Source organism: Saccharopolyspora spinosa NRRL 18395 (assembly GCF_000194155.1).
Taxonomy (GTDB): Bacteria; Actinomycetota; Actinomycetes; order Mycobacteriales; family Pseudonocardiaceae; genus Saccharopolyspora; species Saccharopolyspora spinosa.
This window is the reverse complement of sequence record NZ_GL877883.1, coordinates 68,773-85,327: the sequence shown is the minus strand read 5'-3', so window position 1 is coordinate 85,327 and position 16,555 is coordinate 68,773. Positions and strand designations below refer to the sequence as shown.

Genomic DNA, 16,555 nt, shown 5'->3' with positions numbered 1-16,555 from the left:
ATGAGCGACGATCTGCGCCGCCCGCTCATGAAAGCCCACCGGATGCGGGTTTCCCGCAAAGCACTGCGGCGCCGCGCACTGGGCCTCGCGCTGCTGCTTTGCATGGTGCTGTTCGTCAGCCTGACCGTGGCGATCTACCAGAAGGCCTTCGCGTCCAGTGTGGACATCGTGCTGAAGGCATCGTCCACCGGGAACCAGCTGCTGCCCGATTCGGACGTGAAGGTGCGCGGCATGGTCGTCGGCCGGGTGGTGAGCGTGACGTCCACAGGGGACGGTGCCGAGCTGCGGCTGGCGCTGGACCCGGAGCGGGCGGAGCAGCTGCCGTCGAACGTGTCGGCGCGGCTGCTGCCGCGGACGCTGTTCGGCGAGCGGTACGTCGCGCTGGAGCTGCCGGAGCAGGCCTCAACCCGGCCGCTGGCCTCCGGCGACGTGATCGAGCCGGACCGCACGCGCGCGGGCATCGAGCTGGAGCAGGTGCTGGCCGACACGATGCCGGTGTTGCAGGCCATCCACCCGGACGACCTGGCCGTCACGCTGAACGCGCTGGACCAGGCGTTGTCCGGGCGCGGCAAGCCGCTGGGCGAGACGCTGTCGCAGCTGAACACCTACCTGGACGGGCTCAACCCGTCGGTCCCGGACCTGCGGGAGAACCTGAAGGAACTGGTCGGCGTCGCGCAGACCTATGAGCAGGCCGCGCCGGACGTGCTGGAGGCGCTGGACAACTTCAGCACCACCGCCCGAACCCTGGTGGCGCAGCGGGAGAACCTGACCGCGCTGACCGGTCAGCTGACCACCAGCTCCGGTGACCTGACCGGGTTCCTGCGGGACAACCGGCAGAACATCATCCGGCTCGGCGAGTCGCAGCGGCCGACGCTGGACGTGCTGGCCAAGTATGCGCCCGAGTACCCGTGCTTCCTGCAGGAGATGGCGGGGTTCGTGCCGCGGATGCGGCAGGCGTTCGGCGAGGGCACCGCCGAACCGGGCCTGCACGTCACCCTGGAGGTCGTCGCGACACGCGGCAAGTACGTGCCGAACCAAGACGAGCCGGAGTTCGCCGACAAGCGGGGGCCGCGCTGCTACAACTTGACGCAGCTGCCCGACCCGGTGCCGGAGTACCCGCCGGACGGGCCGTTCAAGGACGGTTCGGTGCCGCCGCCCGCGTCGCGGCCGGCTGACGGCGGCCTGAACCCGCCGTCGATGGGCCAGGGCCACCTGCCGGCGAGCACCTCGTCGCAATCCACGGCCTGGGTGAACTCCCCGGCGGAGCGGGACATGGTGTCGGTGCTGCTGGCGCCCGCGCTGGGGCGGCCCGCGAGTGAAGTGCCGGACTGGGGTTCGCTGCTGGTCGGGCCCGTGCTCCGCGGAGCGGCGGTGAGCTACCGGTGAACGGACGCAGCATCACCGCACCACTGGTTAAGTTCCTGATCTTCGTGCTGGTCACGGTGCTGGCCACCGGGTTGCTGGTGCTGACGATCGCCAACCGGGACCTGCGCGCGTCGGAGTCCTACACGGCGCGGTTCACCGACGTCACGAACCTCAACGAGGGCGACGAGGTGCGCATCTCCGGGGTGAAGGCCGGCCAGGTCGAGAGCATCGAAGTGGTCGACAAGCGGCTGGCCGAGGTGCGGTTCAACGTCGCCGACCGGCGGCTGCCGAGTTCGGTGACCGCCACCATCAAGTACCGGAACCTGGTGGGCCAGCGCTACATCGCGTTGGAGCAGGGCTCCGACAACACCGGCGGTTTCCTGCCCCCGGGTGGCCAGATCCCGCTGGAGCGCACCAAGCCCGCGCTGGACCTGACCGTGCTGCTGGGCGGGTTCAAGCCGCTGTTCCAGGCGCTTTCGCCGGAGGACGTCAACAAACTCTCCTACGAGATCATCCAGGTGCTGCAGGGCGAAGGCGGCACGGTGGAGAGCCTGCTGGCCCACACCGCCTCGCTGACGTCCACGATCGCCTCCCGGGACCAGGTGATCGGACAGGTCATCGACAACCTCAACGGCGTGCTCGACACCGTCAACGCCCGCGACCAGCAGCTGTCGGAGCTGATCGGCCAGCTGCAGCAGGTGGTGTCCGGGCTGTCCGCGGACCGTGACTCGATCGGCGACGCGATCACCGCGATGGACGGGCTGACCAACAGCACAGCGGGCCTGCTGACCGAGGCGCGGCCGGGGTTGCAGCAGGACATCGCGGGGCTCGGTGACCTGTCGAAGAACCTCAACGACCACGAGGCGCTCACCGACCAGGTCCTGCGGAACATGCCGGGCAAGCTGGAGACGGTCGGCCGCACCGCCAGCCACGGTTCCTGGTTCAACTTCTACATGTGCAAGGCGAGCGGCACGGTCGGCGTCGGCAAGCTGAGCCTGCCGCTGCCGCTGATGCCGGTGACCGAGCCGAGGTGCCAGCGATGACCGCATTCTCCCAGCGCGACCCGCTCAAGATCGGCATCGCCGGACTGCTGGTGCTGGTACTGATGTTCCTGCTCGCGCTGAACTTCGAGCGCCTGCCGCTGGTCGGCGGCACCACCTACACCGCGCAGTTCACCGAGGCCGCCGGGCTGCGCCCGGACAGCGAGGTGCGCATCGCCGGGGTGAAGGTCGGCACCGTCTCCGACGTGGAGATCGAGGACGACCACGTGCTGGTCAGCTTCCGGGTCGGCGACGCGTGGCTGGGCGACCACACCACCGCCGCCATCCGGATCAAGACGCTGCTCGGCCAGAAGTACCTGGCGCTGGATCCGCAGGGCGGTGCGGAGCTCTCACCGTCCGACCCGATTCCGCTGCAGCGCACCATGTCGCCCTACGACGTCGTCGAGGCGTTCAGCGACCTGTCGTCCACAGTGGATCAGATCGACACCGGGCAGCTCGCGGAGAGCTTCCGCACGCTGTCCGGCACTTTCAAGAGCACGCCGGAGGACGTCAGCGGTGCGCTCAACGGGCTGTCGCAGCTGTCGCAGACCATCTCCTCGCGTGACGAGCAGCTGGAGCACGAACAACACCGCGCAGGTGTCGAAGACGATCGCCGACCGCGACGGCGACTTCGAGAAGCTGCTGGCCGACGGCAACCTGCTGCTGCAGGAGATCCGGGCCAGGCGGGACTCGATCAGCGGGCTGCTGGACGGCACCCGCAAGTTGTCCGCGCAGCTCAGCGGGCTGGTCGACGACAACGCCGCGCAGATCGGCCCGACCCTGCAGCAGTTGGACCGGGTCACCAAGATGCTGCAACGCAACCAGGACAACCTGAACCGCAGCCTCGAGCTGTTCGCCCCGTTCACCAGGTTGTTCTCCAACGTGCTGGGCAACGGCCGTTGGTTCGACACCTACGTCTGCGGCCTGCTGCCGCCGGCCGTCGGCCCGATCAACGAGAAGGGCTGCCAGCCATGACCAGCGAACGCCCGTCGCTGACCCGGGTTCTGTCGATCGCCGTGGTGGTCGTGCTCGCCGCGACTGTCGCGGTGTGGTGGCTGTTCTTCGGGGCCGCCGAGCGGAAGGTCACCGCGTACTTCAGCGCCGCCGTGGGCATCTACCCGGGCGGCGACGTGCGCATCCTCGGGGTGCCGGTGGGCACCGTCGACGAAGTGGTGCCGCAGGGCCAGTTGGTGCGCGTCGTGATGAGCGTGGACCGCGACGTGAAGGTGCCCGCCGACGCCGGCGCGGTGTCGGTTTCGCCGAGCGTGGTCAGCGACCGGTACGTGCAGCTCACCCCGGCCTACAAGGGCGGGCCGGAGTTGGCCGACGGCGCGGTGATCCCGAAGGGGCGCACCGCGACGCCGGTGGAGCTGGACCAGATCTACCGCAGCCTCAACGACCTCACCACGGCCTTGGGGCCCAACGGCGCCAACGCCGACGGTGCGCTGACCGATCTGCTCAACACCAGCGCGGCGAACCTCGACGGCAACGGGAAGGCGCTGTCGGAGACCATTCGCAACCTCGGCGAGGTCGGGACCACGTTGTCCGGCAACAGCGACGAGCTGTTCACCACCGTCGACAACCTGCAGCGGTTCACCTCGATGCTGGCCGAGAACGACGACCAGGTGCGCCGGTTCAACACCCAGATGCAGCAGGTCAGCTCGCTGCTGGCCGACGAGCGCCAGAACATGAGCGCGGCGATGGCGGAGCTGGCCGTGGCGCTGGGCAAGGTCGAGTCCTTCGTGCGGGACAACCGGGAACTGCTGAAGTCCAATGTGGACCAGTTGAACGCGGTGGCGAACGTGCTGGTGGCGCAGAAGGCGGCGCTCAGCGAATCGCTGAACAACGCGCCGCTGGCGCTGAGTAACCTCAACAACGCCTACAACGGCTCGGCGGGCACGCTGGACTTCCGCGCGAACATCAACGAGCTCAACCAGCCACCGCTGGTAGCGGTGTGCAAGTTGCTGCAGCAGCACAACCCGGGAGACGTGCCGAAGGACGTCAGCGACGCGTGCGCGTCGCTGCAGCCGATCCTCGACGGCGTGGTGAAGCTGCCGACCCCGGCGGAAACCATCAACGCCCTGCAGAAGGGCAAGCTCCCGCCGCTGCCGCTTCCGCTGGCCGACGCGAGCGGCACCCAAACCGCGGGAGGTACCCGGTGAAGGGATTGTTCCTCGGTCTCCACCCGCCGCAATTTCCATTGAAATCGAACCTCCGATTTCAATGGAAATTGCGGACCTCCTCGGGGTGGGCACGGTCGTCGTTGCCTCCAGGTTTCAAGGTCGGGGCCGCCGTGCTGGCTCTGGTGCTGCTGGGCGGGTGCAGCTCGCGCGGCGTCTACGACATGCCGCTGCCCGGCGGCGCGGACATCGGCAGCCACCCGTACGAGGTGAAGGTGCGGTTCACCGACGTGCTGGACCTGGTGCCCAACTCCGGCGTCCGGGTCAACGACGTGCCGGTGGGCCGGGTCTCGACCATCGACCTCGCCCCGGATTCCTGGCAGGCAGAGGTGACCGTACTGGTCAACGGCGACGTGAACCTCCCGGCCAACGCCACCGCCCGGCTGCGGCAGTCCAGCCTGCTCGGCGAGAAGTACGTCGAGCTCGCCAACCCGCCGCAGGGTACGCCCGCGGTCGGCCGGCTCGCCGACGGCGACCTGATCGGCGTCGAGCGCACCGGCCGCAACCCCGAGGTGGAAGAGGTGCTCGGGGCGCTGTCCATGCTGCTCAACGGCGGCGGCGTCGCGCAGCTGCAGAACATCACCAAGGAGCTCAACGCCGCGCTCGAGGGTCGCGAGTCCGACGTCCGCGGCCTGCTGTCCAATTTGGACGAAATGGTCGCCGGGCTGGACGCGCAGCGCGACGACATCACCCGCGCCCTGGACGGCATCAACCGGCTCAGCGCACGGCTGGGCGACCAGCGCGGCAGCATCGACGTCGCGCTGCGCGACCTGGAGCCGGGGCTGCGGGTGCTCAACGAGCAGCGCACCCAGCTGGTCACCATGCTGCAGTCGCTCGACCAGCTCTCCGGCGTCGCCACCGACGTGGTCAACCGCTCCCGCGACGACCTGGTGCACAACCTCAACCAGCTCGCCCCGGCACTTAACCAGCTGGCCGCCGCTGGCGAGAGCCTGCCGAAGTCGCTGGAGGTGCTGGTCTCCTTCCCGTTCCCGGACAACGCGGTCGAGGGCATCGGCAACAGCGACTTCACGAACCTCTACATCAAGGCGGACCTAGACCTCACCCACGTGCTGGCGAACCTGGGCCGCAGCCGGCAGCCGCTGATGCCGCTGCCGGACGCGCTGAAGTCCATCCCGCTGCCGCTATCGCCGCGACCACCGCCGGAGCAGGCCCCGCCGCCACCGGCAGAACCGGAGCACAAGCCCGGCGGCCTGCTGGGTTCCTTGTTGGGCGGTGGTCGCTGATGCTCACCCGTCGAGTGCGCCTGCAGATCATCGCCTTCATCGCGATCGCCCTGTTCGGCGTCAGCTACGCCGGAGCCCGCTACGCGGGGCTGGACCGGCTGTTCGGCCCGCGCGGCTACGTGGTGACCCTGCAACTCGCCGATACCGGCGGTGTCTTCGACAACGCCGAGGTCACCTACCGCGGGGTCCCGGTGGGCCGGGTCGGCGACCTGCGGTTGACCAGCACCGGGGTGGAGGTGCCGCTGGACATCGAATCCAGCGCGCCGCGGATCCCCACCGACGTGCAGGCGGTGGTGACCAACCGGTCCGCGGTCGGCGAGCAGTACGTCGACCTGCGGCCGAAGCGCGACGACGGCCCGTTCCTGCAGGACGGCTCGGTGATCGCGCAGCACTCTGCGACCACCCCGCTGCCGGTGGAACAGCTGATGACGAACCTGGACTCGTTCGCGAACTCGGTGCCGGAGGACTCGCTGCGCACCGTGGTAAGCGAACTGGGCACCGCGTTCCGCGACAACGGTGGTCACCTGCAGATCATCCTGGACACCAGCCGGGAGTTCACCAACGCCGCGCAAGAGCACCTGCCGCAGACCGTGCAGCTGCTGGAGGACGGCAAGACCGTGCTGGCCACGCAGAACGAGCAGGGCTCGGCGATCAAGTCGTTCGGCAAGGACCTGCGGCTGCTGTCGGAGTCGCTGAAGAACTCCGACGGCGACCTGCGGGCCGTGATCGAGCGCGCTCCGCCGGCCGCCCGCCAGGTCAGCGATTTCCTGCGCGAGAACCCGCAGCTCGGCCCGCTGCTGGCGAACCTCACCACGACCTCGCAGGTGATGGCGACCCGCGTCGACGGCATCGAGCAGATCATGACGCTCTACCCGTCCATCATCACGGCCAGCAACACCGTGGTGCCCGGCGACGGCACGGCGCACTTCGGCCTGGCGCTCAACATGTTCGACCCGCTGCCGTGCACCAAGGGCTACGAGCAGACCGAGCGGCGCAACGGGACGGACTTCCGCCCGATGCCGCTGAACACCAACGCGCGATGTTTGGAGCCACCGGGCAGTGACACGTCGGTGCGCGGTGCGCAGAATGCGCCGGGACACCAGGAAGGAGGCGGACATGCCCGCTGAAGCAACGGGGTGGGGGCGCCTGGTCGTGGGCCTGGTGGCGCTCGCGATCAGCCTGGTGGCCTGCGTGGGCCTGGGCGTCACCTGGGCGCTGGCCGTCAACAACTCCTCGGTGTCCCGCGCCGAGATGCGCGACGCGGCGCTGCGCGACGGACAGAGCGCGATCATCAACTTCAACACCCTGGACTACCGGGACGTGGATCGCGGTCTGCAGCGCTGGGAGGACGACTCGACCGGCCCGCTGCGCGACGAGGTCCGGCAGGGGCGGCAGAACTACGCGACCCAGATCGGGCAGGCCAAGAGCAGCACGACGGCCAGGATCCTCGACGCGGGGATCGTCGAGCTCGACGAGCGCGCCGGCAAGGCCCGGATGATCGCCGTCGTGCAGGTGACCGTCAGCATCGACGGCCAGCAGCCGGCCAACAAGCAGGACCGCTACCAGGCCGAGCTCACGCACGAAGGCGAGACGTGGAAGCTCAGCGGGCTCGGCACCGTGCCGGTCGGCTGATCGGCGAGACGCGCAAGCAATTCGAGGAGTGCAGTCAGTGCCAAGCAACCGCCGCAACGACCGCCAGCCGCCAACCCGCCGCCCGAAGGTGGCGGGCCTGCGAAACCGCGCAACCCTCCACGGCGAGAACCTCCAGGAAGAGGCGCGGGAAGCCCGGCGAACCGAAAGCGACCAGCGGGCCCCCGTCGCGGAGCGCGGAAAAGCGCATGCGGAGCGGAGTTTCGCGGCGGAGCTCAACGGAGCGGATGTCGCGGAGCCCGTTTGCGCGGGGAAAACCGTTGCGGAGCGCGGCGAAACGTCCGTAGCGGAGACCGATCCGGCGGCGCGCCCCAGCGGCGAGGGCGTGCTTTCGGCTCCGGCCGAACCGGAGCAGGAGACGGCGGAGCCTGATGGTGCGCAGGCGGATGCCGAGGCTGTTCGGCCCGCCGCCGCTGCGGCGCTTGCGCAGGCCGCAGAGGGCTTGAGCACCGGAGGTGCGAAGCGCGGCGGGACGGTGCCGAAGAGCGTGGTGGCGGTGTTCGGCGCCGCCGCCGTGTTCACCGGGTTAGCCGTCGCAGTGTTCGCCGGGTTGGCCGTGTGGTTCGGCATCGAGGCGTACTCCGCGCGGTTTTCCGGGGCCGCGGCCAACGAGGCGTTGGTTTCGGCCGGGGCGACCAGCGAGGTCAACGGGCAGATCAGCGATGCCGTGGAGAAGGTGTTCTCCTACGACTTCAACGACACGGCCAAGACCGAGACGGCCGCGCGGGACTTGCTCGTCGGGTCGGCCGTGCAGCGCTACGACGAACTGTTCAAGGTGGTCCGGGAGCAGGCCCCGCAGCAGCAGCTGATCGTCACCACGACGGTGCAGACCAGCGCGGTGACGCGGCTGCAGGGCGACCGCGCCGAGCTGTTGCTGTTCGTCGACCAGCGCGCGATGCGCGCCAACACTGGCGAGAGCAATGTCGGCCCGGCCCAGATCTCGGTGAGCGCTCAGAAGCAGGGCGATCGATGGAAGATCACTCGTGCGGGTGGCGGAACCTCAGACGCCGTCCGGTCTCCAGGATCCCGATCTGGTTATGTCCAATACGCAGCTTCGGGGCTGTCCTCGCCAAGAGCCTCAATGGGGTGGCAGGGTCTGAGAACCTGCGGCGGTGCCGACTGCGAGGGTGGGCTAAGCGGCTGCGCCGCTTCAAAGACACAAGTCCGCCCTACCGGTTTTGCTTCCTGATAGGTGAGATCGTCGGAAATCGTTGCGAGCAATTCCGCTACCGGCACCGCTACGCAAGAAGAGGCCGGAAGCAATGAAATCGAAACGCCCAGGAGCTGGGTGGTCACGGTCCGATGTGGACGTGGGCGGACCAGAGGCAGTGCTCCTCCGGATAGCGGGCGCGGAGGTTCCGGGCCGCGTTGTGCAGGGCGTAGGCCGAGCGGTCCGTGTCATACTCCTCGCCGCCGAACACCGCCGCGTAGAAGTCGGCGTGCACCTGCACCCCACCGCCCTCGTCGATCTCCCACAGGGTGCCGATGACGTGCGTGAAACCCGCGAAACCCAGTGCGCCCGGCAGCGACACCGCCGCCCCGCACGGCGGATCCGCCGCCGTCGCGCACTGGCCGAGGTAGCCGAACTCCGCCTCGTCGAGCGCCACCTGGCCCAGCTCGACCAGGCCCAGCGGCCGCTGCGGGGACTCGCGGTCCAGCAGCAGGCCCGCCGCCGGCTGCGCCGGGAACTGGGAGCTCGGTTCGCACACGTGCAGCCACGGATGCTGCGGCAGCACCTGCAGCATCTCCGCCGCGCTGGTGCTCTCCACCGACAAGATCTCCGCCGAGGGCCAGTGCTGCGCCAGGACCTGGTTCTGCGGCGGCAGTTCCCGCCCGACCTGCAGCGCCGACCCGGCCGCGACCAGGGCCGTGCCGCCCGTCGGTACCGGTCGCTTGCCTGCCCGGAGCAGGCAGCCCAACGTCGGGATGTACGACGACACAACCCGGTCCAAAGTGGACTCGCCGGTTCGCGCGGTCGCCGCGTGCACCGGCAGGAACGCCATCGCGCCGAGGGCGCTCCACCACACCCTGGGCCACCGGGTGCCGGGCTCCGGCTCGCGCAGGTAGCCCATCCGATCCAGGACCGGCCGTGCGATGCGGTCCCAGGTCCAGTCGAGGGCGTCGGACAGCGTCCCGTGGTCGTCCTCCTGCGCGGCGGCCAGCAGGTCGGCCGCGCGCTCGGCCGCGGTTTCCGGATTGGCGTTCGGCAGCGGCACGGTCAGCACCCGCCCCGCGATGATCACCAGCGCGTCCGACCGGTAGCGGCTGAGGTTGACGAGCACCGCGGAACCGTCCTGCGCTGCGGTGGCCAGTTCCGCGAACGGCGTGCGCAGCAGGTGCCCAGGCTGCACGGCGCGGATCTCCGCGACCAGCTCGTCCCACGCGCGCGCCAGCCGCGTCCGGTCGTCGGACCCGGTGAGCACCGGTTCGTCCGCCGGGCGGTCCAGCAGCCTCCGCAACCGGACCACCTCGTCCGCGAGGTCCGGGTGGGAGCGGTGCAGCGCGCCTAGTTCCCCGCCGGTCGGCAGGAAGTCCGCCAGGATCGCCGTCTGCCCGTGCTCCAGCAGTTCCACGGCCCGCTCGGGCTCGCCGCTCTCCAACGCGGACGCCGCGGCGTCCGCCGCCATCGACGCCCACCGCTGCTGGGCGGTCGGCGACGCGACGACCCGCTTGCCGCGCGTGACCAGCGGCAGCAGGTCGACCGCGAGCTCGAACGACTCCAGCGCCTCCGGCCACCGGTGCGCCTGCGCGCAGATCCGGCCCGCCAGGCCCGCCGCCCGAAGCCGCTGGTCGGCAGGGGCGTTGGGCTGCTCGGCCGCCTCCATCAGCACCTTGCGCGCCCACCGGTAGTACCGGCGGCGGGAGCTGCGCTGGTAGAGCGTCTGCAGCGCGCGACCGAGGTGGATCGCCACTCCCGCGCGGGTGGGTGCGTTCTGCGGTATCGCGATGAGCGCCTGGTCGAACAGCTCGATCGCGGCCTCGATGTCCTGCGTCCTGGCGCTCGTCCGGAACCGGTGCGCCGACACGATGCCGAGCTGCGTCCAGGCAGCGGGCCGCGCGGCCGCGTCGCCCTGCAAGGCCTCGCGCGCTAGTTCGGCGGCCCGGTCCAGGTCGGCGCTGTCGCCGTGGTGCTCGAAGCGGCTGATCAGCGTGCTGATCAGCGAGTTCAACACTGCGTCGCGCTGCTCGCCGGTCGCCGCCTCCACCGCGGCCTCCGCTGCGGTGACCGCGGTGTCCAGCACCGTGGCCTCCGCGCCGTGCAGGAAGTGCCTGCGCAGCAGGGTCGCGTAACCGGTGAGGGCGACCGCGCGGCTCTGGTCGTCGGGCGACATCGCGCGCAACGCCGGTGCGATCGGCCGCAGCACGCGGCGCAGTTGGCTGGCCTCGCCGGTGGCGTCCACGTGCTCCGCGGTGGCTGCGGCGAGGTGCCACACCGCCGTGCCGAGCAGCGGATTCCCGCTGTCGAGCACCCCGAGCACGCCGATCAGCTCGCTGATCGCCGAGTTGAGGTCGGTCAGGTCCCCGTTCTGCTGGAACCGCAGCCGCAGCGCGTTCGCCAGGTGACAAAGGGCGGCGCGCCGGGGTTCGCCGTCGGCGAGGGCTCCCGCGCCGGACCCGAGGTGCTTGATGGCCTCGTCCAGGTCTTCGGATGAGGCGCCCCGCTCGAACCTGCGCAGCAGCGCTGCCCCGAGGTTGCTCAGCAGCTCGGAGGTAGTCGGGTCGTTCGCCGGGGAGATCCGGGCGGCCTCCCGGAAGACGTCGATCGACTCGCCGTCGGACTCCGGCGCGTCGGCCAGCCGGGCGTGGAGCTTCAACGCGTTGGCGAGCCGGACCAGTGCCATCGCCCGCCGCTGGTCGCGGCGCGGCGTCTGCTCGACGGTCTCCCGCGCGACCTGCGCGCTCTCCGCGGCGGCGGTGGCGCTGCCGGTCTTGCCCGCCAGGTCGGTGAGCGCCAGCGCGAGGTTGCACTGGTAGAGCACCCGGTCGTTGTCGCTGTTGTGCGCCGCAGCCGTCGCCGAACGGTAGTAGGAGATCGCCTTTTCGAGGTCGGCCAGCTCGCCGCTGCGCAGGTGCGTCAGCTGTGCCGCGCTGCCCAGGTTGTTGAGCACGCCCGCGCGCGCCGGGTCGGTTTCGTGCAGCACACCGGCGGTGTCGCGGAGCACCTCGGTGACCCAGGGCAGCTGGCCGAAGTCCAGGGTGGTGACGATCTTGTTCATCGCCGCGATGGCGTCGGCGTAGCGCTGCTCGGCGCTGCGCCGGGGTTCCGGCGCTGCCGCTTCCGGGGTTTGCGGGGGCTGCCGGGGCTGGGGCGCGACGGCGTCCTGCTCGCCGGAGAACCAGCTGGAGCTGGAGCCGCTGCGGTCCGGCCCCGCTTTCCAACGCTGCAGCCCGCGGAACCGCTCGTTCGCGCGGCTTGCATCGTCTGTCATCGGTTCGTTCTCCTGTGGCCTGCCCACCCGGGGTATGCGTTCGGGGCGCGGTGGGGCGTATCACGCTACCGGCGGACGTGGTCGTCGAGTAGCCCGCGTGCGTCACCTGAGATCGTGCCGATGGGCAGTTGTGCCCGTCGGCACCATCCGTCGCATCGTCGCGACGGGGGAAGGTGCTCGACCCGGGAGGAGCAGTGGTTGTTATCGCAACCATTAATACTCACGACTGCCGCGCAGTGGCAACGACGGCCTCGAAGTCGGCTGGCTGCGCTGCGAGTCGGCTGACGCCGTAGTCCCCGCCGCGGACGGTCACCACTGCGGCGAAAGTGGCGGAATTGGCCAGCAGCCCGGGTAACCGGTGTCGGTCGTGGCGAGAGTCGCTCTCGCTACGCCGGGTGCCCGCGTGCAAATCGATCTACTGGTCGAGATCGAGAATTCGGAGATCGAATTCTGCGGTCCCGATGACCGGCGGTGTCGATGCGAGCACAAGCCGTTAATGATCGAGAGCGGCCTTGCGGGAATGACTCCGTTCGGCCCAGTCGTCCTGGGAATAGAGACGCCGATACCGTATGTTGAGGTGTTCGTCACCCCGGGGCCGATGCCCAGGAGGACCGTCAAGGGCCTTTCGGAGGGGCGTCGCGAGTGTCGCTCCGGAGTGCCGGAAGTTACCTGTAGGTACCCTTCTGACCAGGCAAAAGCATGCCATCAGCAATCATCGCCAGTGATCGTGTTTTGCGCCACGAGGGTGATCGAAGCGTGATCTCTTGACTGGCGGCGCGCGCGGGTTCACTCTAGTCCTCAACGCGGGGCTGGGCTGCCGTCGGTGTGCCCCCTCGACAGCTGGCGTGATTCCGGCTAGACTGCTACTTTGCGCTGCCCTCTTTCCGTCTGTCCTGCACCGGACCGTAGGATGGTGGGCGCCATTGCACCCTTGACAGCTGTGTTAGCGGAGTGTGACAGCGGATACGGACCCCGTCGGTCGCATTCGCCGGGCACCTTTCGCCGACGCGGCTGTAGCCAGTTCAGAGTCCCGGAAGGACGCATCTTGGCAGTCTCCCGCGCGACCAAGGTCTCTGCAGCTTCCAACTACACGTCGGGGATCCCTGGGGCACCCAAGCGGGTCTCGTTCGCGAACATTCGCGAGCCGTTGAACGTGCCGAACCTGCTAGACCTGCAGATCCAGTCCTTCGAATGGCTTGTCGGTAACGAGGCCTGGTTCCAGCGCCGGGTCGACGCCGGCGAGGAGAATCCGGTTGGCGGTCTTGAGGAGGTCCTGAACGAGATCTCCCCGATCGAGGACTTCTCCGGATCGATGTCGCTGTCTTTCTCCGATCCACGCTTCGACGAGGTCAAGGCCTCCGTCGAGGAGTGCAAGGACAAGGACATGACGTATGCGGCCCCGCTGTTCGTCACCGCGGAGTTCACCAACCACACCACTGGCGAGATCAAGAGCCAGACGGTGTTCATGGGTGACTTCCCGATGATGAGCAACAAGGGCACCTTCATCATCAACGGCACCGAGCGGGTCGTGGTCTCCCAGCTCGTCCGTTCTCCCGGTGTCTACTTCGACCAGTCCGTGGACAAGACCACGGACAAGGACGTCTTCAGCGTCAAGATCATCCCCAGTCGCGGTGCGTGGCTGGAGTTCGACGTCGACAAGCGCGACACCGTCGGCGTCCGCATCGACCGCAAGCGCCGCCAGCCGGTCACCGTGCTGCTGAAGGCGCTGGGCTGGTCGGCCGAGGCGATCCGCGAGCGGTTCGGCTTCTCCGAGACCCTGATGGCGACCCTGGAGAAGGACCACACCGCCGGCACGGACGAAGCGCTGCTGGACATCTACCGCAAGCTGCGCCCGGGCGAACCGCCGACGAAGGAGAGCGCGCAGACGCTCCTGGAGAACTTGTTCTTCAAGGAGAAGCGCTACGACCTCGCCCGCGTCGGCCGCTACAAGGTCAACAAGAAGCTCGGTATGGGCGAGCCGTACGAAGTCGGCGTGCTCACCGAGGAAGACATCGTCACCACGATCGAGTACCTGGTCCGGCTGCACGCGGCCGAGACCGAGATGCCCGCGCGCGGTCAGGGCGAAGGCGCGACCGTGCCGGTCGAGGTCGACGACATCGACCACTTCGGCAACCGGCGCATCCGCACCGTGGGCGAGCTGATCCAGAACCAGGTCCGGGTCGGCCTGTCCCGCATGGAGCGGGTCGTCCGGGAGCGGATGACCACCCAGGACGTCGAGGCGATCACCCCGCAGACCCTGATCAACATCCGCCCGATCACGGCGGCGATCCGGGAGTTCTTCGGCACCTCGCAGCTCTCGCAGTTCATGGACCAGACCAACCCGATCGCCGGCCTGACGCACAAGCGTCGGCTGAACGCGCTCGGCCCGGGCGGTCTGTCCCGCGAGCGCGCGGGCATGGAGGTCCGCGACGTGCACCCGTCGCACTACGGCCGGATGTGCCCGATCGAGACGCCGGAAGGCCCGAACATCGGTCTGATCGGCTCGCTGGCCACCTTCGCGCGGATCAACCCGTTCGGCTTCATCGAGACGCCGTACCGCAAGGTCGTCGACGGCCGGGTCACCGACCAGATCGACTACCTGACCGCCGACGAAGAGGACCGCTACGTCAAGGCGCAGGCCAACGCGCCGATCGACGAGGACGGCAACTTCATCGACGAGCGCGTGCTGGGTCGACGCAAGGGCGGCGAGGTCGAGCTGCTCGCACCGACCGAGATCGACTACATGGACGTCTCGCCGCGGCAGATGGTTTCCGCCGCGACCGCGATGATCCCGTTCCTGGAGCACGACGACGCCAACCGCGCCCTGATGGGTGCGAACATGCAGCGCCAGGCGGTGCCGCTGCTGCGCAGCGAGTCGCCGCTGGTCGGCACCGGCATGGAGCTGCGCGCCGCGGTCGACGCCGGTGACGTGATCACCGCCGAGAAGGCCGGTGTGGTTGAGGAGCTGTGCGCCGACTACATCACGGTGATGGCCGATGACGGCACTCGCCGGTCGTACCGGATGCAGAAGTTCTCCCGGTCCAACCACGGCACCTGCATCAACCAGAGGCCGATCGTCAATGAGGGCGACCGGGTCGAGGTCGGGCAGGTCATCGCGGACGGGCCGTGCACCGAAGACGGCGAGATGGCGCTGGGCAAGAACCTGCTCGTCGCGATCATGCCGTGGGAGGGGCACAACTACGAGGACGCGATCATCCTGTCCCAGCGCCTGGTGCAGGACGACGTGCTCACCTCGATCCACATCGAGGAGCACGAGGTCGACGCGCGCGACACCAAGCTCGGTGCCGAGGAGATCACCCGGGACATCCCGAACGTCTCCGACGACGTGCTGGCCGACCTCGACGAGCGCGGCATCATCCGCATCGGTGCCGAGGTGCAGGGCGGCGACATCCTGGTCGGCAAGGTCACCCCGAAGGGCGAGACCGAGCTGACCCCGGAGGAGCGGCTGCTGCGTGCGATCTTCGGTGAGAAGGCCCGCGAGGTCCGCGACACCTCGCTGAAGGTGCCGCACGGCGAGACCGGCAAGGTCATCGGCGTCCGCGTGTTCAACCGCGAGGACGATGACGAGCTGCCCCCGGGCGTCAACCAGCTGGTGCGGGTCTACGTCGCGCAGAAGCGCAAGATCCAGGACGGCGACAAGCTCGCCGGCCGCCACGGCAACAAGGGCGTCATCGGCAAGATCCTGCCCGCCGAGGACATGCCGTTCCTGCCGGACGGCACCCCGGTCGACATCATCCTGAACACGCACGGTGTGCCGCGACGGATGAACATCGGCCAGGTGCTGGAGACGCACCTCGGCTGGATCGCCTCGCAGGGCTGGTCCATCAACGGGGACGCCGAGTGGGCCAAGCGCCTGCCCGACGACCTCTACGAGGTGGAACCGGGCACCAACACCGCCAGCCCCGTCTTCGACGGTGCGCGGGAGGAGGAGATCACCGGTCTGCTCGCCTCCACCAGGCCGAACCGCGACGGTGAGCGCATGGTGGGTGCCGACGGCAAGGCGCAGCTGTTCGACGGCCGCAGCGGGGAGCCGTACCCGTACCCGATCGCCGTCGGGTACATGTACATCCTCAAGCTGTCGCACCTGGTGGACGACAAGATCCACGCCCGGTCGACCGGCCCGTACTCGATGATCACCCAGCAGCCGCTGGGCGGTAAGGCGCAGTTCGGCGGCCAGCGCTTCGGTGAGATGGAGTGCTGGGCCATGCAGGCCTACGGCGCCGCCTACACGCTGCAAGAGCTGTTGACCATCAAGTCCGACGACGTGGTCGGCCGCGTCAAGGTCTACGAGGCGATCGTCAAGGGCGAGAACATCCCCGAGCCGGGCATCCCGGAGTCCTTCAAGGTGTTGCTGAAGGAGCTCCAGTCGCTGTGCCTGAACGTCGAGGTGCTCTCCAGCGACGGTGCGGCCATCGAGATGCGCGACAGCGAGGACGAGGACCTGGAGCGTGCCGCGGCCAACCTCGGCATCAACCTGTCCCGCAACGAGTCGGCCTCGGTCGACGACCTCGCGCACTGAACCTCGCCGCCGGTCCGCGGGAAGAGATCTCGCGGACCGGCGTCCGACCCAACCTGGCACCGCTGCCGACACACCCGGCAGAACCTTCCGATCAAGGGAGAAGACC

9 protein-coding genes and 1 pseudogene are annotated in these 16,555 nt (G+C 69.1%); 9 read left to right on the top strand and 1 reads right to left on the bottom strand.

All coding sequences use genetic code 11. The annotated features are described in order from the left end of the window. The 8 genes and pseudogenes from SSPN_RS0138375 (at position 1) to SSPN_RS49745 (ending at position 8,668) form a co-directional block, all read left to right on the top strand. Positions 1–1,386 carry an MCE family protein gene (locus tag SSPN_RS0138375; RefSeq protein WP_010315490.1) on the top strand — a complete coding sequence of 462 codons (1,386 nt, stop codon included), beginning with the start codon at positions 1–3 and terminating at the stop codon, positions 1,384–1,386. Further along, positions 1,383–2,408, top strand: coding sequence for an MCE family protein (locus tag SSPN_RS0138370; protein ID WP_010315489.1), 1,026 nt, complete (start codon positions 1,383–1,385; stop codon positions 2,406–2,408). The genes SSPN_RS0138375 and SSPN_RS0138370 overlap by 4 nt, the downstream gene beginning before the upstream one ends. After that, positions 2,405–3,380, top strand: a pseudogene (locus tag SSPN_RS48015) (MCE family protein). Before SSPN_RS0138370 ends, SSPN_RS48015 begins: the two are co-directional and overlap by 4 nt. Beyond that, complete coding sequence (locus tag SSPN_RS0138360; RefSeq protein ID WP_010315485.1) at positions 3,377–4,567, top strand: MCE family protein; 1,191 nt, start codon at positions 3,377–3,379, stop codon at positions 4,565–4,567. Before SSPN_RS48015 ends, SSPN_RS0138360 begins: the two are co-directional and overlap by 4 nt. A 131-nt stretch (positions 4,568–4,698) precedes the next feature. Next, positions 4,699–5,829, top strand: coding sequence for an MCE family protein (locus tag SSPN_RS0138355; RefSeq protein WP_010315484.1), 1,131 nt, complete (start codon positions 4,699–4,701; stop codon positions 5,827–5,829). Continuing rightward, positions 5,829–6,956 (top strand): MlaD family protein, encoded by a 1,128-nt coding sequence (locus SSPN_RS0138350; protein ID WP_029536144.1) that lies wholly within the window; start codon positions 5,829–5,831, stop codon positions 6,954–6,956. The genes SSPN_RS0138355 and SSPN_RS0138350 overlap by 1 nt, the downstream gene beginning before the upstream one ends. After that, positions 6,946–7,461, top strand: coding sequence for a hypothetical protein (locus tag SSPN_RS0138345; RefSeq protein ID WP_010315482.1), 516 nt, complete (start codon positions 6,946–6,948; stop codon positions 7,459–7,461). The genes SSPN_RS0138350 and SSPN_RS0138345 overlap by 11 nt, the downstream gene beginning before the upstream one ends. A 37-nt stretch (positions 7,462–7,498) precedes the next feature. Next, a complete protein-coding gene (locus SSPN_RS49745) occupies positions 7,499–8,668 on the top strand; it encodes a hypothetical protein (RefSeq protein WP_010315481.1) in 1,170 nt (389 codons plus the stop codon). 103 nt (positions 8,669–8,771) lie between these two features. Here SSPN_RS49745 and SSPN_RS0138335 read toward each other — a convergent pair whose 3' ends face one another. Further along, positions 8,772–11,909 (bottom strand): CHAT domain-containing protein, encoded by a 3,138-nt coding sequence (locus tag SSPN_RS0138335; RefSeq protein ID WP_010315480.1) that lies wholly within the window; start codon positions 11,907–11,909, stop codon positions 8,772–8,774. Between the two features lie 1,045 nt (positions 11,910–12,954). On the opposite strand from SSPN_RS0138335, the gene rpoB reads away from it, so the two are divergent. Continuing rightward, a complete protein-coding gene (rpoB, locus tag SSPN_RS0138325) occupies positions 12,955–16,449 on the top strand; it encodes a DNA-directed RNA polymerase subunit beta (RefSeq protein ID WP_010315476.1) in 3,495 nt (1,164 codons plus the stop codon). The last annotated feature ends 106 nt before the right edge of the window (positions 16,450–16,555 follow it).

Bases quoted from the DNA above. Each gene is read 5' to 3' on its own strand.
- SSPN_RS0138335 (WP_010315480.1), bottom strand. From the start codon at position 11,909: ATGACAGACGATGCAAGCCGCGCGAACGAGCGGTTCCGCGGGCTGCAG.
- SSPN_RS0138350 (WP_029536144.1), top strand. From the start codon at position 5,829: ATGCTCACCCGTCGAGTGCGCCTGCAGATCATCGCCTTCATCGCGATC.
- SSPN_RS0138345 (WP_010315482.1), top strand. From the start codon at position 6,946: ATGCCCGCTGAAGCAACGGGGTGGGGGCGCCTGGTCGTGGGCCTGGTG.
- SSPN_RS0138375 (WP_010315490.1), top strand. From the start codon at position 1: ATGAGCGACGATCTGCGCCGCCCGCTCATGAAAGCCCACCGGATGCGG.
- SSPN_RS0138360 (WP_010315485.1), top strand. From the start codon at position 3,377: ATGACCAGCGAACGCCCGTCGCTGACCCGGGTTCTGTCGATCGCCGTG.